We start from the raw sequence: 25736 nt of genomic DNA, 5'->3' as shown, positions 1-25736 counted from the left end.
GGAAGAACAAGTACGATAGTAACTGATCGTACCTTGACGGTACCCGACCAGAAAGCCACGGCTAACTACGTGCCAGCAGCCGCGGTAATACGTAGGTGGCAAGCGTTGTCCGGAATTATTGGGCGTAAAGCGCTCGCAGGCGGTTCTTTAAGTCTGATGTGAAATCTTGCAGCTCAACTGCAAACGTGCATTGGAAACTGGAGGACTTGAGTGCAGAAGAGGAGAGTGGAATTCCACGTGTAGCGGTGAAATGCGTAGAGATGTGGAGGAACACCAGTGGCGAAGGCGACTCTCTGGTCTGTAACTGACGCTGAGGAGCGAAAGCGTGGGGAGCGAACAGGATTAGATACCCTGGTAGTCCACGCCGTAAACGATGAGTGCTAGGTGTTAGGGGGTTTCCGCCCCTTAGTGCTGAAGTTAACGCATTAAGCACTCCGCCTGGGGAGTACGGCCGCAAGGCTGAAACTCAAAAGAATTGACGGGGACCCGCACAAGCGGTGGAGCATGTGGTTTAATTCGAAGCAACGCGAAGAACCTTACCAGGTCTTGACATCCTTTGACCGCTCTAGAGATAGAGTTTTCCCTTCGGGGACAAAGTGACAGGTGGTGCATGGTTGTCGTCAGCTCGTGTCGTGAGATGTTGGGTTAAGTCCCGCAACGAGCGCAACCCTTAATCTTAGTTGCCAGCATTTAGTTGGGCACTCTAAGGTGACTGCCGGTGACAAACCGGAGGAAGGTGGGGATGACGTCAAATCATCATGCCCCTTATGACCTGGGCTACACACGTGCTACAATGGACGGAACAAAGGGAAGCGAATCCGCGAGGTGAAGCAAATCCCATAAAACCGTTCTCAGTTCGGATTGTAGGCTGCAACTCGCCTACATGAAGCCGGAATCGCTAGTAATCGCGGATCAGCATGCCGCGGTGAATACGTTCCCGGGTCTTGTACACACCGCCCGTCACACCACGAGAGTTCGTAACACCCGAAGTCGGTGAGGTAACCTTTTGGAGCCAGCCGCCGAAGGTGGGACGAATGATTGGGGTGAAGTCGTAACAAGGTAGCCGTATCGGAAGGTGCGGCTGGATCACCTCCTTTCTAAGGATAATTAACGGAATTTGTACTGGTTTGTTTGGTTCAGTTTTGAGAGAGTAATTCTCTCTATTTGTACCTTGAAAACTAAATAAGAGTAACAACGACATCAAACTTTAGAAATAAGGCAAAGAAGCTATAATATAGCGACACAAATGATTACATGTTGTAATCAACGAGCTTATTCAAAAACTTTAGTTAAGTGAATAAGGGCGCACGGTGGATGCCTTGGCACTAGGAGCCGATGAAGGACGGGACTAACACCGATATGCCTCGGGGAGTTGTAAGTAAACATTATTATCCGAGGATTTCCGAATGGGGGAACCCACTGTTCGTAATGGAACAGGACATCTATCTGAATACATAGGGTAGATGAGGCATACCCGGGGAACTGAAACATCTCAGTACCTGGAGGAAGAGAAAGAAACATCGATTTCCCAAGTAGCGGCGAGCGAAACGGAAAGAGCCCAAACCAAGAAGCTTGCTTCTTGGGGTTGTAGGACATTCCATTGGAGTTACAAAAAAATGCTTTAGATGAATCGACTTGGAAAGGTCAGCCATAGAAGGTAACAGCCCTGTAATCGAAAAAGCGTTTTCTCCGGAGTGTATCCTGAGTACGGCGGAACACGTGAAATTCCGTCGGAATCCGGGAGGACCATCTCCCAAGGCTAAATACTCCCTAGTGACCGATAGTGAACCAGTACCGTGAGGGAAAGGTGAAAAGCACCCCGGGAGGGGAGTGAAATAGAACCTGAAACCGTGTGCCTACAAGTAGTCGAAGCCCGTTAATGGGTGACGGCGTACCTTTTGTAGAATGGACCGGCGAGTTACGATTGTATGCAAGGTTAAGTGGAAGACACGGAGCCGTAGCGAAAGCGAGTCTGAATAGGGCGAAGGAGTATGCGGTCGTAGACCCGAAACTGTGTGATCTACCCATGTCCAGGGTGAAGGTCAGGTAACACTGACTGGAGGCCCGAACCCACGTATGTTGAAAAATGCGGGGATGAGGTGTGGGTAGCGGTGAAATTCCAATCGAACACAGAGATAGCTGGTTCTCTCCGAAATAGCTTTAGGGCTAGCCTCAAGATCATGAGTACTGGAGGTAGAGCACTGATTGGACTAGGGGCCCCTACCGGGTTACCGAATTCAGTCAAACTCCGAATGCCAGTTACTTTAACTTGGGAGTCAGACTATGGGTGATAAGGTTCATAGTCGAAAGGGAAACAGCCCAGACCGCCAGCTAAGGTCCCAAAGTATACGTTAAGTGGAAAAGGATGTGGCGTTGCACAGACAACCAGGATGTTGGCTTAGAAGCAGCCATCATTGAAAGAGTGCGTAATAGCTCACTGGTCGAGTGACGCTGCGCCGAAAATGTACCGGGGCTAAACGTATCACCGAAGCTGCGGATTGTTCTTACGAACAATGGTAGGAGAGCGTTCAAAGTGCTGTGAAGTCAGACCGTGAGGACTGGTGGAGCGCTTTGAAGTGAGAATGCCGGTATGAGTAGCGAAAAAAGAGTGAGAATCTCTTTCACCGAATGCCTAAGGTTTCCTGAGGAAGGCTCGTCCTCTCAGGGTTAGTCGGGACCTAAGCCGAGGCCGATAGGCGTAGGCGATGGACAACAGGTTGATATTCCTGTACCACCTCATGATTGTTTGAGCAATGGGGGGACGCAGGAGGATAAGGAGTGCGCACCGATGGATGTGCGTCCAAGCATGCGAGGAAGTCAGATAGGCAAATCCGTCTGACATGTTTCTGAGCTGTGACGGGGAGGGAAATAGAGTACCGAAGTTCCTGATTTCACACTGCCAAGAAAAGCCTCTAGTTAGATCATAGGTGCCCGTACCGCAAACCGACACAGGTAGGCGAGGAGAGAATCCTAAGGTGAGCGGGAGAACTCTCGTTAAGGAACTCGGCAAAATGACCCCGTAACTTCGGGAGAAGGGGTGCTCACTTGTGAGTGAGCCGCAGTGAATAGGCCCAAGCGACTGTTTAGCAAAAACACAGGTCTCTGCGAAGCCGAAAGGCGAAGTATAGGGGCTGACACCTGCCCGGTGCTGGAAGGTTAAGGGGAAGAGTTAGCTCTTCGGAGCGAAGCTTTGAACCGAAGCCCCAGTAAACGGCGGCCGTAACTATAACGGTCCTAAGGTAGCGAAATTCCTTGTCGGGTAAGTTCCGACCCGCACGAAAGGTGCAACGACTTGGGCACTGTCTCAACGAGAGACCCGGTGAAATTATACTATGCGTGAAGATGCGCATTACCCGCGACAGGACGGAAAGACCCCGTGGAGCTTTACTGTAGCCTGATATGGAATGTTTGTGCAGTTTGTACAGGATAGGTGGGAGCCTTTGAAACGTGAGCGCCAGCTTACGTGGAGGCATCCGTGGGATACCACCCTAACTGTATGACCATTCTAACCCAGGACCGTTATCCGGTTCGGAGACAGTGTCAGGCGGGCAGTTTGACTGGGGCGGTCGCCTCCTAAAAGGTAACGGAGGCGCCCAAAGGTTCCCTCAGAATGGTTGGAAATCATTCGCAGAGTGTAAAGGCAGAAGGGAGCTTGACTGCGAGACCTACAAGTCGAGCAGGGACGAAAGTCGGGCTTAGTGATCCGGTGGTTCCGCATGGAAGGGCCATCGCTCAACGGATAAAAGCTACCCCGGGGATAACAGGCTTATCTCCCCCAAGAGTTCACATCGACGGGGAGGTTTGGCACCTCGATGTCGGCTCATCGCATCCTGGGGCTGTAGTCGGTCCCAAGGGTTGGGCTGTTCGCCCATTAAAGCGGTACGCGAGCTGGGTTCAGAACGTCGTGAGACAGTTCGGTCCCTATCCGTCGTGGGCGTTGGAAGTTTGAGAGGAGCTGTCCTTAGTACGAGAGGACCGGGATGGACACACCGCTGGTGTACCAGTTGTTCCGCCAGGAGCATAGCTGGGTAGCTACGTGTGGTAAGGATAAGTGCTGAAAGCATCTAAGCATGAAGCCCCCCTCAAGATGAAACTTCCCATCACTTGAAGTGAGTAAAATCCCTCAGAGACGATGAGGTTGATAGGTCCGAGGTGGAAGCGTGGCGACACGTGCAGCTGACGGATACTAATCGATTGAGGACTTATCTAAGTTTTTTTATGTCACGTTACTCTTATTTAGTTTTCAGGGTGCAAAATCTTGTAAGTCTGGTAGCGATAGCGAAGAGGTCACACCTGTTCCCATGCCGAACACAGAAGTTAAGTTCTTCAGCGCCGATGGTAGTTGGGGGCTTCCCCCTGCGAGAGTAGGACGCCGCCAGGCACACAAAAAGAGCTAAGCACAATGCTTAGTTCTTTTTTTTATTGAGGAAGAGATTACTAAAATTGATGTTAGGATATTTTTGGATAATCAACGCGTGATATATTATATACTTCCGACATCTCTCCACTTTTTTGAAAATATTTGTGAAATAAGACATTATTTTTACTAAACATACTTCTAAAAAGATGGGTAATAAGCATACATTATGTTTTTTGTGCCTATCCTCCCCCTCTATCAAATTATGCATTTTCTTTAATATTTTATATAGCTTTGGTATAATGACTTCCGTGAAAAGGTCTCTTTTGTAAATGTATTATGCTATTCAGGCATACAATCTAGGATAGAGCACCTTCTTTTTTTGCCTTCCAGAAAACTTTTTAACCTTTGAACTTACATTGAACCCCTTTCCAAAAATTTCAAAGGGAAGTAAGTACAATAACTTTCAAAAAGTTTACCTCCGATAGGATTATTAAAAATTAATAAAAGAATCTTTTCATTTCTATCTATGCCTGGTGTTATACGGATCCATTTTAAGGTATCTGATTTTCTATAGGAATCATTGACTTATTAAATCAAATGGTTTGCCTGTACAATAAAAATTAAGAATAATATTATTTCATTGAAATAAATTGTAAAATATATACAAAAATAAGGGGGAAAAAGGAGGAAAGCAAATTGGAACAATTCATTGGAGAAGATTTTCTAGTTATTGTATCACGTTTGTTTATTGCACTAATATTATCTGGTTTAATTGGTTTTGAGCGAGAAATTAATAATCATTCAGCTGGGTTTCGTACGCATATACTAGTAGGAGTAGGTTCTTGTTTAATGATGATTTTATCCATTTTTGGCTTTATTACATTTATGGAGCAATATGATGAAATCCGATTTGACCCTGCTCGTATCCCTTCCTATGTCATTAGCGGTATCGGTTTTCTGGGGGCAGGAACAATTATAGTTTATGGAGGAACTATCAAAGGATTAACAACCGCTGCTTCTATATGGGCTGTAGCAGGGATAGGATTGGTTGTCGGAGCTGGGATGTATAGTGTTGCTATTGTAACGACACTTATTATTCTTATCAGCTTAATTTTTTTAAACCGAATGGAACATTTCTTTCCCCGGTTTAGAACCAGTAATTTTATTGAAATTGTTGCTTCAGACGAATTTGAAATACATGAAGCTGTAAAATCGATTGAAAAGAATGACTTTAACATTAAGCAGGTCGAAATAAAGCTGTTAGAAGGTAATCAGCGCAGAATTCATATATGGACCAATATGAAAAGCGATAATAGGTTAGTTTATTTATTTGATGATATATCGAAACTTCCAGGAGTGGTAAATATAACAAAAAGAAATTAAATCAAAATATTTTCATAGATTTTCTATAATGATGTTTTGATTTTTGGTCTGTTTGTCAAAAATAGAAATAACATCCATTTGCAACTTAAAGAATTTATATTATAATAAAACCATAGTCAAAGTTAGTCAAAGTCAAAAGAAATAATTTATCAATTAAATTATTTGATTTGAGGTGCGAAGGATGAGTAACATTTCAGATATCATTGAACAATATTTGAAAAAAGTATTACAGGCAGAGGAACAACAAGCTATTGAGATTAAAAGAAGTGAAATTGCAGACCAATTTCAATGTGTTCCGTCTCAAATAAATTATGTTATTAATACGCGATTTACTATTGAAAAAGGGTATATCGTAGAAAGTAAGCGTGGCGGTGGCGGATATATTCGTATTATGCGTATACGTCATCAGGATAAATCCGAATTAATTGATGAGATTATTTATTTAATTGGTGATTCTATTCCACAGCGTGCTGCAATTGATATTTTAGATCGTCTTTTAGAGGAGGAGTTGATCACAGCGCGTGAGGCAAAGTTAATACTAGCAAGTATTGATCGAACAACATTAGCTTTTCAATTACCACTTAGAGATGAGCTGCGAGCACGTATTCTCAAATCTGCATTAACGACACTCAAGTATTTGAACGATTAATTACCTAAAGGGGAGGAATCGTATGGAATGCCAAGAATGCCATGAAAGAAAGGCGACGCTGCATTTTAAACATATTATAAATGGGAAAGAAACTAAAGTCAGCCTTTGTGAAGTGTGCGCCAAAAAGAAAGGATATTTAACCTATCCGGAAGAAGGTTATTCATTAAATGATCTTTTGGCAGGGCTTTTTCAAAAGGATGGATTAAATTTAAACGCTGCAGCAACAGCGAACTCTAACCAGCCCAAACAGCCTCAGGAGCTAAAATGTTCGTCTTGCGGCAGAACGTTTAGTGAATTTAAAGAAGCCGGAAAATTTGGTTGTGCAGATTGTTATGCTTCCTTTGGTTCTAAGGTAGAGCCTATTTTACGGCGCGTACATGCAGGGAATACCAAGCATATTGGCAGGATGCCAAAACGCGCCGGGAAATATATTCAACAAAAACAATTAATATCTTCCCATAAGGAGGAGTTAAAACAGCTGATTGAAGAAGAAGAGTTTGAAAAAGCAGCTATTTTACGCGATAAAATCAGAGAGTTAGAAAAAGCGAATCATCCTAATAAAGAAACGGGTGATGAGACGTGACATTAGAATCATTTATCAACGAAGCTATCAGCCCATGGATGTTGGAGGATGGTCCGGATAAAGATATTGTCATGAGCAGTCGTGTTCGTCTGGCCCGTAACTTTGCAGATAAATTATATCCGACATCTGGTAATAAAGAAGCATTAGAACAAGTATTGCAATTTATAAAGAAAAATTATACCCAGGAAGGTGATTCGGAGCAAGATTCTCTTTCTTTTATACCAATGAAGCAATTAAATATGATTGAAAAACTCGTTTTGGTGGAAAAACACTTAATAAGTCCACATTTAATTAAACATAGTGATTATGCGGCAGTTTTATTATCCGAAAATGAACAGACTTCCATTATGGTAAACGAAGAGGATCATTTGCGTATTCAGGTGTACTACCCAGGACTTCAGCTAAGGAAAGCTTTAGAAGAAGCATACTACTTAGATGATTGGCTGGAGGAAGAAGCCGATTATGCATTTGATGAAACAAAAGGCTATCTGACCAGCTGTCCTACCAATATTGGAACAGGCATGAGAGCTTCGATTATGATGCATTTACCTGCTCTTGTTCTGACAAAGCAAATTAACCGGTTAATCCCAGCAATTAATCAATTAGGACTTGTTGTAAGAGGTATATATGGGGAAGGAAGCGAGGCAAGAGGAAATATCTTTCAAATATCAAATCAGATTACACTAGGTAAATCAGAGGAAGATATTGTGGAGGATTTAGAGAGTATTGTCAATCAGCTTGTTGAGCATGAGCGTATGGCACGTCAGTATATTTACGAACAATCTGAGATCAGCTTGGAGGATCGTGTTTTCCGTTCATATGGCACATTAAAAAATAGTAGAATTATTGATTCAAAAGAAGCTGCTATCTGTATTTCTAATTTACGTTTAGGAATCGATTTAGGCATAATTGAAAACGTTTCTGAGAATATATTGAATGAACTAATGGTTTTAACACAGCCTGGATTCTTGCAACATTATGCGAATAAGGAGCTTCGATCAGATGAGCGGGATATTCGCAGGGCTTCCATTATTCGCGAACGATTAAATTTGAAAAAGTAGGAGGAAAAAACATATGATGTTTGGTCGCTTTACAGAGAGAGCACAAAAGGTATTAGCACTATCTCAAGATGAGGCTGTACGATTAGGCCATAATAATATTGGAACAGAACATATTCTTCTTGGATTAGTACGTGAAGGGGAAGGTATTGCTGCCAAAGCACTGCAATCTCTCGGGTTAGAAGTAGCTAAAATTCAAGAAGAAGTAGAAAAGCTTATTGGTGTTGGCAAGCAGCCATCTCAATCGATCCATTACACGCCTAGAGCAAAGAAGGTTGTGGAACTATCTCAGGATGAAGCAAGAAAACTGGGACACTCCTATGTAGGTACAGAGCATATTCTATTAGGTTTAATCCGTGAAGGAGAAGGTGTTGCAGCTCGTGTATTAAATAACCTTGGTGTAAGCTTAAATAAAGCCCGTCAGCAAGTTCTTCAGTTGTTGGGTAGTAATGAGTCTCAGACAGGCCGTCAAGGGCGTACAGGGCAACAAACAAACGCCAGCACGCCTACATTAGATTCCCTAGCCCGTGATTTGACGGTCAGTGCTAAAGAAGGAAAAATTGATCCTGTAATTGGGCGCTCGAAAGAAATCGAACGTGTGATTCAAGTGTTGAGCCGACGTACCAAAAATAATCCTGTATTGATTGGGGAACCTGGTGTCGGGAAGACCGCAGTTGCAGAGGGTTTAGCACAGCAAATTATTGATAATGAAGTGCCGGAAACGCTCCGGGACAAACGTGTCATGACATTGGATATGGGTACGGTCGTTGCAGGTACAAAATATCGTGGTGAATTTGAAGATCGTTTGAAAAAAGTAATGGAAGAAATTCGTCAATCCGGCAATGTTATTTTGTTTATCGATGAACTTCATACTCTCATTGGTGCCGGTGGAGCTGAGGGCGCGATTGATGCATCGAATATTCTGAAGCCGTCTCTTGCTCGTGGTGAACTGCAATGTATTGGTGCAACGACATTAGATGAATATCGGAAATATATTGAAAAGGATGCTGCATTAGAGCGCCGTTTCCAACCAATTCAAGTAGATGAGCCGACGCTTGATGAAACCATTCAAATCTTGAAAGGTTTAAGAGATCGTTATGAAGCACATCATCGTGTAACCATTACAGATGAAGCGATTGAAGCAGCAGCAACGTTGTCTGACCGATATATCACAGATCGTTTCTTACCAGATAAGGCAATTGATTTAATCGATGAGGCTGGATCCAAAGTACGCTTGAATTCATACACTATTCCACCAAATTTAAAAGAGCTGGAACAAAAACTGGAAGAAGTAAGAAAAGAAAAAGATGCTGCAGTGCAAAGTCAGGAATTTGAAAAAGCAGCGTCCTTGAGAGATTCTGAGCAGCGTTATCGTGAAAAACTTGAAAAAACAAAGAATGAATGGAAAGAAAAACAAGGACAGACAGATTCTGAAGTAACGATGGAAGATATTGCAGCAGTGGTATCTATCTGGACTGGGGTCCCTGTTTCTAAACTGACAAAAGACGAGAGTGATCGTCTGTTGAACATGGAAGAAATTCTCCATGACCGTGTTATTGGCCAAACAGAAGCAGTAAATGCAGTAGCAAAAGCAATTCGTCGTGCTCGTGCGGGATTAAAAGATCCCAAACGCCCGATTGGCTCTTTCATATTCCTTGGGCCAACTGGAATTGGTAAAACAGAGCTTGCTCGTGCACTTGCAGAAGTTATGTTTGCGGATGAAGATGCGATGATTCGGATTGATATGTCAGAGTATATGGAAAGACATGCAACGTCCCGTTTAGTGGGTTCTCCTCCGGGCTATGTAGGTTATGAAGAGGGAGGCCAATTAACAGAAAGAGTTCGCCAAAAACCATATTCCGTTGTACTCTTAGATGAAGTGGAAAAAGCACATCCAGAAGTCTTTAATATTCTTCTGCAGGTTCTTGAGGATGGACGATTAACAGATTCAAAAGGAAGAGTCGTTGATTTCCGTAATACGGTTATTATTATGACCTCTAATGTCGGAGCAAGCGAATTAAGGCGTAATAAATATGTCGGTTTCACATTAGATAATGATGAAAAGAGAGAGCATGAAGATATGAAATCGAAAGTGTTGGATGAATTGAAAAAGGCATTCCGTCCAGAGTTTCTAAACCGTATTGATGAGACAATTGTGTTCCATTCCTTAGAGAAAAAACACATGAAAGATATTGCATCATTAATGCTGAAACAGCTGCAAAAACGTTTGGAAGAACAAGAGTTAACCCTTTCCCTTACAGATAAGGCGATTGAAAAAATTGCTAACGAAGGTTTTGACCCAGAGTATGGTGCCCGTCCACTTCGACGCTCTATCCAAAGTAATATTGAGAATTTATTATCGGAAGAGCTTTTAAAAGGAAGCATTCAAAAAGAACAAAAAGTAAAAATAGGGTTAAATAGCAAAGGGGAGTTTATTGTCCTGCCTTAAAAAAAGCTGTCATGCATGAAAAGCTAGAAGAACACGATTCTTCTAGCTTTCTCTGTTTCATAAAAAATACTTGTGGCATAAATATGGAAGATTATTTTTGAATTTGATGCTTTTCTGTAACCTATGAAATCGAGAAATAGTCTATAATAGTAAATAAGGAAGGAACTTCTAATAAGGTCGTCCGCGTCTAGTAGTGGTCGGCGTAGAAGTCAGTGCAACAGGTGAGAAATTCGCTAGTTGAACAACACTTGAAGGAGGCTTGAAACGTTGGCAAAAAGAAAAACAAAATTTGTCTGTCAAGAATGTGGATATGAATCCGTTAAATTTATGGGTAAATGTCCAGCTTGCCAGCAATGGAATACAATGGTAGAAGAAATTGAAGCTGCTGCTGTAAAAGGCAGAGCAGGATATATGTCTGGTACAGCCTCCTCACAAAAACCTGAAAAGATAACCACGATAGAATCAAAGAAGGAACCTCGTATTACGACGAAAATGCGGGAATTTAACCGTGTATTGGGTGGAGGCGTTGTATTAGGATCGTTAGTTTTAATTGGCGGAGATCCGGGTATTGGAAAATCAACTCTCTTATTACAAATATCTGCGCAGTTGGCAGAGAAGGCTTTACCGGTTCTCTACGTGTCTGGTGAAGAATCTACAAGACAAACGAAATTACGTGCTGATCGATTAGATATAAAAACAGATGAATTATATGTTTTATCCGAAACAAATTTAATGGATATCAGCAGACAGATCGAAGAAATCAACCCTTCCTTTGTAGTCATTGATTCCATTCAAACCATTTTTAAAGAAGAAATAACAAGTGCACCTGGCAGTGTGTCACAGGTAAGAGAATGTACGATGGAGCTTATGAAAATCGCGAAGACCAAAGGCATTCCTATTTTTATTGTCGGCCACGTAACAAAAGAAGGTTCGATTGCAGGTCCGCGCTTATTGGAACATATGGTAGATGCGGTATTGTATTTTGAAGGAGAAAGGCATCATACTTATCGCATTTTAAGAGGCGTGAAGAATCGCTTCGGGAGTACACATGAAATGGGGATTTTTGAGATGAAGGAGGAAGGGTTACGTGAAGTGATGAACCCTTCAGAAATCTTCCTGGAAGAACGGTCTCAAGGAGCGGCGGGATCGACTGTTGTTGCTTCAATGGAAGGAACTCGCACCGTTTTAGTAGAAATACAGGCATTGATTTCACCAACAAGTTTTGGTAATCCGCGCAGAACAGCTACGGGGGTAGACCATAATCGTGTCCCACTTTTAATGGCTGTGTTGGAGAAACGTGTTGGACTCATGCTCCAAAATCAGGATGCTTATATTAAAGTAGCTGGTGGTGTGAAGCTGGATGAGCCGGCGATTGATTTAGCTCTTGCAGTCAGTATTGCATCAAGTTTTCGGGACCATCCCACAAAGCCAGAGGATATTTTTGTAGGTGAGGTTGGTTTGACGGGAGAGATACGCAGAGTATCCCGTATTGAACAACGTGTACAGGAAGCTGCAAAATTAGGGTTTAAACGGGTGATTTGCCCGAAAAATAATTTAGACGGCTGGAATTATCCAGCTGGTATCGAAGTGATTGGTGTTTCCAATGTACAGGAAGCTTTAGAAGTCGGGTTACAACAGTAGATTTTTACATGATATAAAGGTATAAGAAAAACGATGGGTTTAAAGGAATCTCGACTAAGCTTCTCATGTATTGGATCTGGGATTACGTTTACTCGTTCTATTGAAAATCATTGGCAACTTTTTAAACACAAATTTTTACAAGAATTCCAAGCAGATAAGCATATATTACATGTCATTGGGTAATACTATTATAATAGTCAGGAGGTGAAAGGAATTGATGAAAAAAGTAGTACACTTATTCTTTATTATATTAGGGGGGACCATGGGGTATCTCTATCTTCCAGGAATCGTCCAGTTATTAAATGTTGCTGAATCAAGTTGGTTAACTTCATCTATTTTGGGAATGATTGTTGGAGCTATTATATTTTTTATCTTGTCTTATTTACTAGTAAACTATATTGTGAATTTCTTTCGTTGGGTGGAAGATGCACTGGTAAAATTACCAGCCATGGATTTATTTTTTGGCAGTATTGGTTTAATTGTCGGTCTTGTTATAGCTTACTTTGTTAATATGCCATTTCAAGATATGAGTATTCGTGTTTTTTCGCAGGTCTTACCGCTTTTTATCATGATTATACTTGGTTATTTAGGATTCCAGGTTGGTTTTCGCCGGCGGGAGGAATTTATGAATATACTCAAACCTACGAAAAAGGACAAGCGTCGTAGCGCTGAAGAAGAGGATACGGATTCGAATGCGCAGTATCCAAGCCCCAAGATCCTGGATACAAGCGTGATTATTGATGGGCGGATCGCTGATATTTGTCAGACAAACTTTTTAGAAGGAACCATTGTTATCCCTCAATTTGTTCTTGGTGAATTACAGCATATTGCAGATTCATCGGACGCGTTGAAACGAAACCGCGGCAGACGCGGACTGGATATTTTAAACAGAATTCAGAAAGAACTTGCTGTACCAGTGGAAATTTATGAAGGGGACTTTGAAGATATTCCGGAAGTGGACAGCAAACTGATTAAATTGGCAAAAGTCATTGATGGTATTGTTGTCACCAACGATTTTAATTTAAATAAAGTATGTGACTTCCAGGGAGTGTCGGTCTTAAATATTAATGACCTGGCCAACGCTGTGAAGCCGGTTGTTCTCCCGGGGGAAGAACTGCATGTTCAAGTCATCAAAGACGGGAAGGAACATAATCAGGGTGTTGCCTATTTAGATGACGGAACAATGATTGTTGTGGAAGAAGGCAGAGACTACATTGGTAAAAACATTGAGGTTGTTATTACGAGTGTTCTGCAAACTTCTGCTGGACGGATGATCTTTGCAAAACCAAAATTACTTGAAAAAGCTTTGTAAAAAAGGTATAACTGATAAAGGATAAAAAAAGTGATAACATTTATATGTTATCACTTTTCGCATAGAGCTTGTTTGTTAGAAAAACTCGTATTTAAGGAACTTAGTTGAAGTTCCTTAAATACGTAGTTTAACTTATGCTTAAGATAAAGATAGAAGAGATCCTCTTCTGAAATATGTTTAAATGGTCTCATGTCGGTCCTTTTGAATATTTTCTTTAAGAAAAAGCAGGCAGCAATTATATAAAAAACTTTGAGGGAGGCATTTTAAATGAGTAAGGAAGTTCGCGTACGTTATGCGCCTAGTCCAACAGGTCATTTACACATTGGTAATGCTCGTACCGCTTTATTTAATTATTTATATGCAAAACATTTTGATGGAAAATTCATTATCCGTACAGAGGATACGGATGATAAAAGAAATGTAGAGGGCGGCGAAGAGAGTCAATTAAAATATTTAGAATGGCTTGGCCTAGAATGGGATGAAGGAGCAGATATCGGTGGGGATTACGGTCCTTATCGTCAAACAGAGCGCTTAGATATTTATCAAAAATTTGTAGATGAACTGCTGGCGCGTGATTTAGCTTATAAATGCTATATGACAGAGGATGAGTTAGAAGCAGAACGGGAAGAACAGCGTGCCAATGGACAAGTTCCTAAGTATGCCGGGAAACATAGTAACTTAACAGAGGAAGAGATTCAAAGCTTTGAAGCAGAAGGCAGAACGCCAAGTATCCGCATCCGCGTTCCTAAAAATAAAACATATACATTCCAAGATATTGTACGTGGAGAAATCACTTTTGAATCTAGTGATTTTGGTGATTGGGTTATTGTTAAGAAAAATGGAATTCCTACGTATAATTTCGCTGTGGCAATCGATGATCATTTGATGGAAATTACAGACGTATTGCGCGGAGAAGAGCATATTTCGAATACACCAAAGCAAATGATGGTTTATGATGCGTTTGGATGGACAGCACCGCGCTACGGGCATATGACATTAATTTTAAATGAAGAACGTAAAAAGCTGAGTAAACGCGATGAGCACATCCTGCAATTTATCGAGCAATATCGTAATTTAGGCTATTTGCCGGAAGCAATGTTTAATTTCATCAGCTTGCTTGGATGGTCACCAGTGGGCGAAGAAGAAATGTTTACACAGGATGAACTGATTAACATATTTGATCCAGAGCGTTTATCCACCTCTGCAGCAATCTTTGACCAGCATAAATTGAAATGGATGAACAATGAGTATATTAAAAAAGCAGATTTAAACCGTGTGATCGATTTAGCACTACCTCATTTAATCAAAGCAGGAAAGCTTCCTGAAAACATGGATGAGAAGACGCGCGAATGGGCAAAAAATGTGATCAGTCTGTATCGAGAACAATTGCGCTACGGGGCAGAAATCGTTGAATTGACAGAGCTGTTTTTCCAAGAGGATATTAGTTATGGTGAAGCAGAACGGAAAGTATTAGAAGAAGAACAAGTCCCTGAAGTATTACAAGTGTTCACAGATAAATTGATTCATTTAGAGTCGTTTGATAAAGATTCAATTAAAGCACAATTTAAAGCAACGCAAAAAGAAACAGGACATCGTGGTAAAAAACTCTTTATGCCAATCCGTGTGGCGACCACAGGACAAACCCATGGTCCAGAGCTTCCGTTTGCTATTGAATTATTAGGAAAAGATGTTATTGTAAAACGTCTGGATAAATTATTAAAGGAAATGGGAGCTTAAGAGTTCACATTTCCGATGTTATATAATATATTAGCTTTATAAAAGATGTTCAAAATAACCCAAGTAAAATGGTAATCCGTTTTTTATCGGTTTTTGAATATGTATTTAAAAAGATTATTAAGGAAAATGAAATAGAACGAAAGCGTAGATGGGGTAAAGTAAAAATGAATTTCTTACACAGAGAGAGTCACACTTGCTGCAAGTGACTTTAAGGTTTCTTTTTGAAGTGCGCCTCAGAGTCTATCATGGAACATAGAGTACATGATAGCGGTTCTCTGCCGTTAACAGAGCAAAGGGGAGAAAGACTTTTTTCTCTAAACAGAGTGGAACCGCGCTAAAAAAAGCGTCTCTGTGTTTTCAATAACACAGAGACGCTTTTTTTAATAACTGATGAAAATAAAGGAAAGACCGGAGCAGTGTTTCCTTCTTGATAAAAATTGCTGTCATAAATACTACGAATTATTTTAGACTAAAGGGGCTGAACATGGTGATCTTTCGAAGGATGAAGGAGGATATGGAAGTTGTTTTTGAACAGGATCCAGCCGCCCGGACGTATTTTGAAGTTATGTTAACTTATTCTGGCGTACACGCGATTTGGGCGCATCGCATCGCACATTGGCTGTATAATAAAAATTTGAAATTTTTGGCTCGCTTTATTTCGCAATTCTCTCGTTTTATTACCGGTATTGAAATACATCCTGGAGCCAAAATAGGAAGACGGTTATTTATTGACCATGGAATGGGCGTAGTGATAGGAGAAACCTGTGAAATAGGAGATAATGTCACTATTTTCCAAGGAGTAACACTTGGCGGAACGGGAAAGGAACAAGGTAAACGACATCCCACGCTTGAAGATAATGCCATGGTTTCGACAGGAGCAAAAGTGCTTGGCGCAATTACGATTGGGGAAAACTCGAAAATAGGAGGAGGCTCCGTTGTATTAAAAGACGTTCCAGCTAATGCCACCGTTGTTGGAGTTCCTGGTCAAGTCGTCGTCCAAGATGGAAAACGTCTAAACAGGGACCTGGATCATCAAAATATTCCAGATCCCGTAGCGGAAAAGTGCAAAGACTTACAAGAACAAATAAAGGAGCTAAAAGCGGAAGTAGAGCTTTTAAAGAAAGGAAGTATCAACAATCATGACGATTCAAATATATAATACATTAACGAGAGAGAAGGAAGATTTCAAGCCAATTGAGCCTGGGAAAGTTTCCATGTATGTGTGCGGTCCTACGGTATATAACTATATCCATATCGGAAATGCACGGCCGGCGATTGTATTTGATACTGTTCGCAGATATTTTGAATATCGGGGATATGACGTCAATTATGTCCTTAATTTTACAGATGTAGACGATAAAATTATCAAGGCAGCCAAGGAGGCTGAAGAGGAAGTCGGTGCGCTAGCTGATCGTTTTATTGATGCTTATTTAGAGGATGTGGGGGCATTAGGTGTTAAAGAAGCGACCCAAAATCCGCGCGTGATGGATTCGATGCAGGAAATTATATCGTTTATCAAAGAGTTGATAGACAAAGGCTATGCTTATGAAGCAGAAGGGGATGTTTACTTCAAACCTCGTTCTTTTGAAGGGTATGGAAAACTCTCTCATCAGTCTATCGATGAATTACGTTCGGGAGCACGTATTCAAGTCGGTGAAAAGAAACAAGATCCGTTGGACTTTGCTTTATGGAAACAAGCAAAAGAAGAAGAAATTGCTTGGGAGGCACCTTGGGGTAAAGGTCGCCCAGGCTGGCATATTGAGTGCTCGGCAATGGCTAAGAAACATTTAGGAGATACCATTGATATTCATGCCGGGGGACAAGACTTAACTTTTCCGCATCATGAAAATGAAATTGCACAATCCGAAGCACATAATGATACCACCTTTGCAAACTATTGGATGCATAATGGCTATATTAATATCGATAATGAGAAAATGTCGAAATCACTCGGTAATTTTGTGCTGGCCCGTGATTTAATAAATATGCATGACCCGAAAGTATTACGTTTCTTTATGCTTTCTGTTCATTACCGCAATCCAATTAATTTTACGGAAGAGCTATTACAAAGTGCGAAGACAAGTTTAGAACGCATTGAAACAGCATATCATAATTTAGGGCATCGCCGTCAGGCAAGCATGAATTTAAGAGAAGACAATAAAGAATGGTTAGATCGTATTCAGGAGCTCACAAACCGCTTTGAAGCAGAGATGGATGATGACTTTAATACAGCAAATGCCATTTCAATTCTTTTTGATTTGTCGAAAGTGGCAAATGTTTATGTGCAAGAAGAGCAAACAGCCACAGAAATCATTGATGCTTTTCGTGAAAAAATTGCCTCTATGCTTGAAGTGTTAGGGATTGATATTGAAAATGAACAGGAAGAATTATTGGATGAAACCATTGAAGCATTAATTGCTGAACGAAATGAGGCACGTAAAAATCGTGACTTTGCTCGTGCTGATGAAATACGTGACCAATTAAAGAAAGAGCAAATCATCTTAGAAGATACGCCCCAGGGTGTAAGGTGGAAAAGAGGTAAATAATGAAAGCCAGCGATGTCAAGCAAATGAAAAGCCTTGCTCTAGCTTATATTGGTGACGCGATTTATGAAGTATATGTGCGCGAGCTGTTGCTAGAGCGGGGAACAATTAAACCGAATCAATTACACCAGGCGGCGATTAGATATGTATCTGGTAAGTCACAAGCTAAGGTTATTCTTCATTGGCTGGAGCAGGATGCTTTTTTAACAGAAGAAGAGAGCCGAGTAGTTATCCGGGGAAGAAATGCAAAATCAGGCAGTATTCCAAAAAATATTAACGTACAAACATATCGGTATAGTACGGCATTTGAGGCATTGATTGGCTATCACTATTTATTAAAAAATGAACAAAGACTGCAAGAATTGATGTCGAAAGCAATTGATTTTCTAGCACAATAGAAGGGATAAGACAAATGATGGATTTAAAGAAACTTACGGGCTGAGAAAATGCCGAAGTTAGTATATCTACATGCTAGCAAAAAAATAAACGAATGCGAAACTTTCTAAAAGAAGGGAGTGCTTGAAGTGACACAAGAAAAAGAATGGATTATGGGAAAAAACCCCGTAATCGAAGCATTAAAGTCGGGCCGTTCTGTTAATAAAGTCTGGATATCGGAACAACTGCAGGGAGCGGCTGCACACAAAATACAACAGCTTGCCCGGGAAGCAGGAGCAGTTGTTCAGAAAGTTCCAAGGTCAAAATTGGATAAAATGCAAGAGGGGAATCATCAAGGGGTGGTCGCTTCGGTTGCTTCATATCCCTACGCATCTATTGAAGATCTCTTCGCTAGAGCAGACGAAAGAGAAGAAGCTCCTTTCTTTATCCTGTTAGATGAATTAGAGGACCCGCATAACTTAGGATCTATTTTACGTACAGCGGATGCAACGGGCGCACACGGGGTGATTATTCCTAAGCACCGTTCTGTTGGTTTGACAGCTACGGTGGCAAAAACAGCAGCAGGAGCTTTAGAACATATTCCTGTGGCCAGAGTGACAAATATTGCAAATACCATTGATGAGCTGAAGGAAAGAAATATATGGATTATTGGAACGGAAGCGAATGCTGATGAAGATTATCGGCAGTTGGATGGAACGTTGCCAATCGGAGTAGTGATTGGGAACGAGGGGAAAGGAATGAGCCGCCTCGTGAGAAAAAAATGTGACTGGACGGTTAGTTTGCCGATGGTGGGACAAGTATCCTCATTAAATGCCTCCGTTGCATGCAGCTTACTACTTTATGAAGTACTCCGAAAGCGTCAGCCGCTGGGGAGTTTTTAAATGGTTGTATTAATTGTAGATGGCTATAATATTATCGGTGCCTGGCCAGAGCTTGAACAATTGAAAGAAAAAGATATTGGACAAGCAAGGGATCGATTAATTGAACTTCTTGCAGAATATCAAGCATTTACCGGCGACCGCGTTATTGTCGTTTTTGATGCTTACTATGTTCGAGGAATTGAGTCAAAAGAAAAACAGTATAAAGTAGAAGTGATTTATACAAAGGAAAAAGAAACAGCAGATGAGTGTATTGAGAAACTTGTAAAGACGGTAAAGAATATACAAACGCAAGTGTATGTTGCGACGTCGGATTATGCAGAACAACGTACTATTTTTGGCCAGGGCGCTTTACGTAAATCAGCTAGAGAGCTGCAAATTGAAATGGAGGATATGAATCAAGAGATCCGTGTAAAACTTGAGGTGCATCAAAAAGAAAAGCCGTCTGCTAAAATTCCAATAAATCAAGATTTATTAAAACGTTTTGAAGAGATGCGCCGGGGGAAATAGAACAATATACAATAGACAGGCAATGCTTCTCATATCGTTCATGAGAAATCATTCCTGCAAACGGTTTTTAATTTCATAAATTCACGGAAAGAAAAATATTTTTTAGATACTTCAAATAAATAATGGTGGCCTCAAAGGGAGCTTAGGGTAAGCTGTTTTGCCCTTTTGGCCGCCTGAAAATCATAGGCATATAGTCTTGGTTATTTTCACGAAAACGACAAATTACGACTGCTTCTGTCATAAAAGGGCCGTTGACGGTATTTCAGCTCGTCTAGTATAATAGTTCCTATCGTGGAGATATTTGGAGATATCGATTAGGGGGGATTGTTGGTGAATGGTGGGCAAATCAATACACGCAGCAAGAAACTGGACAAGCTAGAAGATATTAATTTGCTGGAATTAATCGATCAAGGCGACAGCTATGCATTGGACCTCCTTATACATCGGTATTTAAATTTTGTGCGGTTAAAAGCAAGAACTTACTTTTTAGTGGGAGCGGATAAGGAAGATATCATCCAAGAGGGAATGATTGGATTATATAAGGCGATTCGTGACTTTGATATGGAGCAGCCAACTCCTTTTAAAGCATTTGCGGAGCTGTGTGTAACACGGCAAATTATTACAGCAATAAAAACAGCAACAAGACAAAAACACCTCCCCTTAAATTCTTATGTATCTCTTGATAAGCCAATCTATGAAGAAGAATCTGACCGGACGTTGCTGGATATCATCTCGAGTCCGGAAGACAGTGATCCCGAGGAAATGCTTATTAATCGCGAAGAATTTGGAGCGATGGAATTTAAATTATCAGAATTATTGAGCGGTTTGGAAAAGCAGGTATTGCAGCTATATTTGGATGGCTGCACTTATCAGGAAATTGCAGAGCAATTAAATCGCCATGTAAAATCAATTGATAACGCTTTAGTACGTGTGAAACGGAAACTAGAAATATTGCTTGAAGAGAATGGCGTTACAATTTAATAAAGTAGAAAGTGTGTCGTTTTTTATGCCAGCTACATGAAGCGACTGTTTTTAGTTGATAAAGAAAAAGAGCAGCTAACATTGACATTATCATACTGAAGTGCTATGTTAATATAGTCTATATCCCTGTGTATTGGGGTGGAAATGATGAATAAAAAGATAGTCTTATCGTGTGCAGTATGTTCTAGCAGGAACTATTCAACGAACAAAAACGCAGCCAATCAATCGCAAAGATTAGAAGTGAAAAAGTTCTGTAAGCATTGCAAAACACATACCCTGCATCGTGAGACCAAGTAGATATAGGTTGATGGATAGATTCGCGTAAGTTCGGAGGGAAACAGATAAGATGTTTAAGTTCTTAAAGAATGTTTCGAATGAAATGAAGAAAGTAAGTTGGCCAAAGGGGAAAGAACTAAGAAATTATACCTTTGTGGTAATTTCTACTGTAATCTTTATGGCGGTATTCTTTTTTGTCGTTGATTTAGGCATATCTGAATTTTTAGATGCATTTTTTGAATAATTCCGTTATAATGCAGGTATAATGAAAAGAAGAAAAAGTCAGCGAAAACCCGGTTTATGCGGGTTTTTTAAATTGGATAAAAAACGATAGTTTATTCATGAAGAGGAGGGGACAGGGCATTTTATTGTCCGATACAAATGGAAAAGAATTGGTATGTGGTTCACACTTATTCTGGTTATGAGAACAAAGTGAAAATGAATCTTGAAAAAAGAGTAGAGTCCATGGGTATGGAAGATAAAATTTTCCGCGTGATTGTACCAGAAGACGAAGAGGCGGAAATCAAAAATGGCAAGAAGAAAATGGTCAAGAAAAAGTCTTTTCCAGGCTATGTTTTAACTGAAATGGTTATGACAGATGATTCGTGGTATGTTGTCCGGAACACACCTGGCGTTACAGGGTTTGTTGGTTCCAGCGGACATGGCGCAAAGCCGACGCCGATATTGCCGGATGAAGTAGATGTCGTATTAAAAAGAATGGGTGTTAGTGAACCGGCTGTTCAAGTCGATTTTGAGATCAAAGAAAGTGTTCGTGTAACAGATGGTCCGTTTGCTGATTTCACAGGAACAATTGAACAAATTGATACAGATAAACAAAAATTGAAAGTACACGTGAATATGTTTGGAAGAGAAACACCAGTTGAGTTGGACTTTTCGCAAGTAGATAAGCTTTCATAGATTTTCTCTGCGCAATAAAAAAAGAGGATTGTTTTGGTGAATGAGAATGGTATAGTAAACTGACAATGATCTTCTACTATAAAGTGTTTTCACGAATTGAGGCTTGCTTTTTTTTTGAATTCATGCTAAGATTCTTTTGTTATTCTTGTTCTCAACTAAAAGGGGTACAAGAAATGAGTGGGAGGGTAAATAAAATTAGAGACCCTATTACCACATCACGGACTTTAAGGAGGTGTGTCTCGTGGCTAAAAAAGTAATCAAATTAGTAAAATTGCAAATTCCTGCGGGAAAAGCTAATCCAGCACCACCGGTTGGGCCGGCTCTAGGTCAAGCAGGTGTTAACATTATGGGATTCTGTAAAGAATTTAACGCTCGAACACAAGAACAAGCAGGTTTAATTATCCCTGTTGAAATCACGGTATTCGAGGATCGTTCATTTACATTTGTTACAAAGACTCCACCAGCAGCAGTATTGCTTAAAAAAGCAGCTGGAATCGAGTCTGGTTCAGGTGAACCTAACAAATCAAAAGTCGCTACTGTAAAACGCGACCAGGTAAAAGAAATCGCTGAAACAAAAATGCCGGATTTAAATGCAGCTGATGTTGATGCGGCAGTGCGCATGGTTGAAGGTACTGCGCGCAGTATGGGAATCACAATCGAAGACTGATTCGATATTCCGTAGACACGCTTTCTAAAGGGTAAAGGTTGCGGTTATTTTCACCCGCAGCCTTATTCGCACGATAGTAAAGTAAAAACTATCGGTTCACTTAAGGTGAGTGAATGCGAACTTTTCCATGAAAGTGATGGATAGATGATTCACGTGCTGGACAAGAGTATATCTCTTGTCTCGTGGGAGGTACAACCGCTATAACCACAAAAGAGGAGGATATAATTAATATGGCTAAATATGGTAAAAAACATCAAGAAGCTTTGAAGCAGATTGATCGTGCAAAAGCATATGAAATAAAAGAAGCTGTAGAGCTTGCAAAGAAGACTGCAAAAGCAAACTTTGATGAAACAGTTGAAGCTGCTTTTCGTCTTGGTGTAGACCCTAAGAAAGCAGATCAACAAATTCGCGGAGCAATGGTTTTACCGCATGGTACTGGTAAGACACAACGCGTTTTAGTATTTGCTAAAGGTGATAAAGCAAAAGAAGCAGAAGCTGCTGGTGCAGATTATGTTGGAGAAGGAGATTACATCAACAAAATTAACCAAGGCTGGTTTGAGTTTGACGTAATTGTTGCTACTCCTGACATGATGGCTGAAGTAGGTAAATTAGGTCGTGTTTTAGGGCCAAAAGGCTTAATGCCAAACCCTAAAACAGGAACAGTAACTTTTGAAGTAGAAAAAGCTGTTCAGGAAATTAAAGCAGGTAAAGTAGAATATCGTGTTGATAAGTCTGCTAACATTCATGTTCCAATCGGAAAAATTTCTTTCGATGAAACAAAATTAGCAGAAAACTTTGCTGCACTTACTGATCAACTTGTAAAGGTTAAACCTCAGTCTTCTAAAGGTACTTACCTTAAAAATGCTTCCATTGCATCTACAATGGGACCAGGAATCAAAGTTGACGTTTCTAACTTCCGTTAATTAGTAGTTGACTTTTAAGCCAACGTTCGATATACTAATTTTCGGTTTCATAAAATCGAATGTTATACCGTAGACAGCAGGGGCTCCTTAAAGCTTAATCATCCTGCCGAGGTGTTTATTTATAGAATGGCAAACCGTTTTGCCGGTCTAAGGTAAGCTCTCATGTCTACATGAGAGCTTTTTTTATAGAAAAGCACGTTCGAACGGTGTAATAATAGTGACTGTTATTAGGAGGTGGAAAGATGTCAGAGATTATTGAACAAAAGAAACAATTAGTAGAGGAAATCGCAGATAAGTTTCGTAATAGCCAGAGTGCAGTAGTAGTCGACTATCGTGGTCTTGACGTTTCGGAGGTAACTGCACTTCGCAGAGAGCTTCGCGAAGCAGGTGTTGAATTCAAAGTATACAAAAATACAATGGTTCGCCGCGCTGTTGAAGCTGTTGAGCTAAATGAACTTAGCGAAGTATTAACCGGACCAAACGCGATTGCATTCAGTGAAGATGTTGTAGCTCCAGCGAGAATCTTGAACAACTTCAGTAAAGATCATGACGCTTTAGAAATTAAAGGCGGAATCATTGAAGGAAGCGTGGCTTCACTTGAACAAATTAAAGAGCTTGCAGATCTGCCAAACTACGAAGGTATGGTATCTATGCTGCTTAGCGTACTTCAAGCTCCAGTTCGTAACTTTGCTTACGCTACAAAAGCTGTTGCAGAACAAAAAGAAGAACAAGGTGCGTAATACACCAAACGGTTTATTTATAAAAAACAAACTTATATCAGGAGGAATTTAATCATGACAAACGAAGAAATGATTAGTGCAATTAAAGAAATGACTGTACTTGAATTAAACGATTTAGTAAAAGCAATCGAAGAAGAGTTCGGCGTAACAGCTGCTGCTCCAGTTGCTGCTGCAGGTGCTGCTGCAGGCGGTGCTGCTGAAGAAGAAAAAACTGAATTTGACGTTGTTCTTAACGATGCTGGTGCATCTAAGATCAAAGTTGTTAAAGCAGTTCGCGAAATCACTGGTCTTGGCTTGAAAGATGCGAAAGACTTAGTAGATAACGCTCCTAAACCAATTAAAGAAGCTGTATCTAAAGAAGATGCAGATGAAGTTAAAGAAAAACTTGAAGAAGCTGGTGCTTCTGTAGAAGTTAAATAATTTAACGAATATAAGAGAAAGAGCTCGTCGTATTTTAGGCGGGCTCTTTTATCACGAAACCAAAAAGGTCACTTTTGTCACTAGAAAAAGTTCAAGTTTATATACGAGAATGTTTTTTAGCTGAACAAGTGGCCTTTTTTTAACCAAGAAAATATTTGGGTTGTTTGTATTAGATGTAAGTTAGTGTTTCTGACTATCGCTGCAGCGGGTTTTGATGGAGTGAGTAATCGCAGTCCCCAGAAATACATTACGCTTTCCGCGGGCTTGAGCTGTAACGGGCATCACCCTATGATTAGGAAGTGTACGATCGCAGCCCAGGTATTTTTCTTAATTTATATAAAGTGGGTGCTAATCCATATGACGGAGCATTATTACTCCAAACAGCCTCAAGCTAAATCACTGCCTCAAAGTTGGTCATTTGACTTGCGGGGCAAGACGTTTCAATTTACTAGTGATGTTGGTGTTTTTTCAAAAAATGAAGTAGATTTTGGATCGAGAGTGCTTATTGAATCTTTCCAGAAGCCCGAGGTCGATGGACCAATATTAGATGTAGGATGTGGATATGGCCCGATTGGCTTATCCTTAGCTTCCGACTTTCCAGATAGACAGATTTTTATGGTTGATGTGAATGAGCGTGCTGTGGAATTGGCCCGGAAAAATGCAGAAATCAATAAAATCTCCAATACAACCATTCTTCAAAGTGATTTGTATAAGCAATTAAATGGAAAAACATTTGCTTCCATTGTGACAAACCCGCCGATACGCGCCGGCAAAAAAGTGGTGCATGCTATTTTTGAGGAAGCCTGTAAGTATTTATCCGATCATGGAGAGTTATGGGTGGTCATTCAGAAGAAACAAGGAGCGCCATCTGCGAAAGATAAATTAGAAGCGATTTTTGGTAATGTAGAAGTAGTGACAAAGAAAAAAGGCTATTTTATATTGCGAGCAAAAAAGTTTGACTAACAATTGGGTATATGCTAAGATTGGAAGATGCTAAGATTAGGGTACGTTTGCCTAGCGTTTTTCTTTGGCTAAATGTATAAAATCTTTATAAATGGGAAAAGCTTATAGAATCGAGAAAAACAAAGGTTCGACAAATTGCTTTTCTATAGTTTATCAAAATTCTTTCATCTGCACAATCTAAAATCACAAAGTCCTTGGAACAGCTAATTTTTTAATAAATAAAAGAGAACCTATACTCTCATCAGAATTAGCTTTACAGAAGGAAAAAGTGATGGAGTTTGTGAATGATAGGATAATGAGTTTATAGTTTTATTTTTTAAAGAACAGATGATTTATTCAGACGTTCTTT

At 40.5% G+C, this 25736-nt stretch carries 22 protein-coding genes, 3 rRNA genes and 2 other annotated features; all 25 genes read left to right on the top strand.

Annotation, left to right across the window (positions count from 1 at the left end):
• A 16S ribosomal RNA gene (locus BN986_RS24325) occupies positions 1-1097 on the top strand; the annotation flags it as partial.
• A 190-nt stretch (positions 1098-1287) separates the two neighbouring features.
• Positions 1288-4210, top strand: a 23S ribosomal RNA gene (locus BN986_RS24320).
• Between the two features lie 55 nt (positions 4211-4265).
• A 5S ribosomal RNA gene (gene rrf / locus BN986_RS24315) occupies positions 4266-4381 on the top strand.
• A gap of 675 nt (positions 4382-5056) precedes the next feature.
• Complete coding sequence (locus BN986_RS24310; RefSeq protein ID WP_244445090.1) at positions 5057-5743, top strand: MgtC/SapB family protein; 687 nt, start codon at positions 5057-5059, stop codon at positions 5741-5743.
• A gap of 181 nt (positions 5744-5924) precedes the next feature.
• Positions 5925-6392: a CtsR family transcriptional regulator gene (locus BN986_RS24305; protein ID WP_040985148.1), complete on the top strand. Its 468-nt coding sequence runs from the start codon at positions 5925-5927 to the stop codon at positions 6390-6392.
• Positions 6393-6414: 22 nt separating this feature from the next.
• Positions 6415-6975 (top strand): protein-arginine kinase activator protein McsA, encoded by a 561-nt coding sequence (locus BN986_RS24300; protein WP_040985146.1) that lies wholly within the window; start codon positions 6415-6417, stop codon positions 6973-6975.
• Complete coding sequence (locus BN986_RS24295) at positions 6972-8036, top strand: protein-arginine kinase McsB (protein WP_040985145.1); 1065 nt, start codon at positions 6972-6974, stop codon at positions 8034-8036. Before BN986_RS24300 ends, BN986_RS24295 begins: the two co-directional genes overlap by 4 nt.
• A gap of 13 nt (positions 8037-8049) precedes the next feature.
• Positions 8050-10482, top strand: a complete 2433-nt coding sequence (clpC, locus tag BN986_RS24290; RefSeq protein WP_040985143.1) for an ATP-dependent protease ATP-binding subunit ClpC — start codon at positions 8050-8052, stop codon at positions 10480-10482.
• A 267-nt stretch (positions 10483-10749) separates the two neighbouring features.
• Positions 10750-12123, top strand: a complete 1374-nt coding sequence (gene radA, locus BN986_RS24285; protein WP_040985140.1) for a DNA repair protein RadA — start codon at positions 10750-10752, stop codon at positions 12121-12123.
• Between the two features lie 214 nt (positions 12124-12337).
• Positions 12338-13435, top strand: coding sequence for a PIN/TRAM domain-containing protein (locus BN986_RS24280; RefSeq protein WP_040985138.1), 1098 nt, complete (start codon positions 12338-12340; stop codon positions 13433-13435).
• A gap of 267 nt (positions 13436-13702) precedes the next feature.
• Entirely contained in the window at positions 13703-15172 is a 1470-nt protein-coding gene (gene gltX / locus BN986_RS24275) for a glutamate--tRNA ligase (RefSeq protein ID WP_040985136.1), read from the top strand.
• Between the two features lie 136 nt (positions 15173-15308).
• Positions 15309-15526: a binding site (T-box leader), on the top strand.
• Positions 15527-15662: 136 nt separating this feature from the next.
• The gene (gene cysE, locus BN986_RS24270; RefSeq protein WP_040985181.1) at positions 15663-16331 is read left to right on the top strand and encodes a serine O-acetyltransferase; all 669 of its coding nucleotides are present in this window, start codon (positions 15663-15665) and stop codon (positions 16329-16331) included.
• Complete coding sequence (gene cysS / locus BN986_RS24265) at positions 16312-17718, top strand: cysteine--tRNA ligase (RefSeq protein ID WP_040985134.1); 1407 nt, start codon at positions 16312-16314, stop codon at positions 17716-17718. The genes cysE and cysS overlap by 20 nt, the downstream gene beginning before the upstream one ends.
• Positions 17718-18113: a Mini-ribonuclease 3 gene (locus BN986_RS24260; protein WP_040985132.1), complete on the top strand. Its 396-nt coding sequence runs from the start codon at positions 17718-17720 to the stop codon at positions 18111-18113. Before cysS ends, BN986_RS24260 begins: the two co-directional genes overlap by 1 nt.
• Before the next feature lie 150 nt (positions 18114-18263).
• Positions 18264-18992: a 23S rRNA (guanosine(2251)-2'-O)-methyltransferase RlmB gene (gene rlmB, locus BN986_RS24255; protein ID WP_040985179.1), complete on the top strand. Its 729-nt coding sequence runs from the start codon at positions 18264-18266 to the stop codon at positions 18990-18992.
• Positions 18993-19499, top strand: a complete 507-nt coding sequence (locus tag BN986_RS24250; RefSeq protein WP_040985130.1) for an NYN domain-containing protein — start codon at positions 18993-18995, stop codon at positions 19497-19499.
• Between the two features lie 327 nt (positions 19500-19826).
• Positions 19827-20480 carry an RNA polymerase sporulation sigma factor SigH gene (gene sigH / locus BN986_RS24245; protein WP_040985128.1) on the top strand — a complete coding sequence of 218 codons (654 nt, stop codon included), beginning with the start codon at positions 19827-19829 and terminating at the stop codon, positions 20478-20480.
• 147 nt (positions 20481-20627) lie between these two features.
• Positions 20628-20777: a 50S ribosomal protein L33 gene (rpmG, locus tag BN986_RS26570; RefSeq protein WP_077605138.1), complete on the top strand. Its 150-nt coding sequence runs from the start codon at positions 20628-20630 to the stop codon at positions 20775-20777.
• A 49-nt stretch (positions 20778-20826) separates the two neighbouring features.
• Complete coding sequence (gene secE / locus BN986_RS24240) at positions 20827-21000, top strand: preprotein translocase subunit SecE (protein WP_040985126.1); 174 nt, start codon at positions 20827-20829, stop codon at positions 20998-21000.
• A gap of 137 nt (positions 21001-21137) precedes the next feature.
• Positions 21138-21674, top strand: a complete 537-nt coding sequence (gene nusG, locus BN986_RS24235) for a transcription termination/antitermination protein NusG (RefSeq protein WP_040985124.1) — start codon at positions 21138-21140, stop codon at positions 21672-21674.
• Positions 21675-21915: 241 nt separating this feature from the next.
• On the top strand, positions 21916-22341 hold the full coding sequence (rplK, locus tag BN986_RS24230) for a 50S ribosomal protein L11 (RefSeq protein WP_040985122.1): 426 nt from the start codon (positions 21916-21918) through the stop codon (positions 22339-22341).
• Between the two features lie 230 nt (positions 22342-22571).
• Positions 22572-23264, top strand: a complete 693-nt coding sequence (gene rplA / locus BN986_RS24225) for a 50S ribosomal protein L1 (RefSeq protein ID WP_040985120.1) — start codon at positions 22572-22574, stop codon at positions 23262-23264.
• A 49-nt stretch (positions 23265-23313) separates the two neighbouring features.
• Positions 23314-23457: a sequence feature (ribosomal protein L10 leader region), on the top strand.
• A gap of 49 nt (positions 23458-23506) precedes the next feature.
• Positions 23507-24004, top strand: a complete 498-nt coding sequence (rplJ, locus tag BN986_RS24220; RefSeq protein WP_040985117.1) for a 50S ribosomal protein L10 — start codon at positions 23507-23509, stop codon at positions 24002-24004.
• Between the two features lie 54 nt (positions 24005-24058).
• Positions 24059-24424, top strand: coding sequence for a 50S ribosomal protein L7/L12 (rplL, locus tag BN986_RS24215; RefSeq protein WP_040985115.1), 366 nt, complete (start codon positions 24059-24061; stop codon positions 24422-24424).
• A gap of 357 nt (positions 24425-24781) precedes the next feature.
• Positions 24782-25387, top strand: coding sequence for a class I SAM-dependent methyltransferase (locus BN986_RS24210; RefSeq protein WP_040985114.1), 606 nt, complete (start codon positions 24782-24784; stop codon positions 25385-25387).
• The last annotated feature ends 349 nt before the right edge of the window (positions 25388-25736 follow it).

The sequence above is a fragment of the Oceanobacillus jeddahensis genome, from assembly GCF_000750635.1.
Classification (GTDB): Bacteria; Bacillota; Bacilli; order Bacillales; family Amphibacillaceae; genus Oceanobacillus; species Oceanobacillus jeddahense.
The sequence above is the reverse complement of the archived record's forward strand: the minus strand, read 5'-3'. Positions and strand labels throughout refer to the sequence as shown.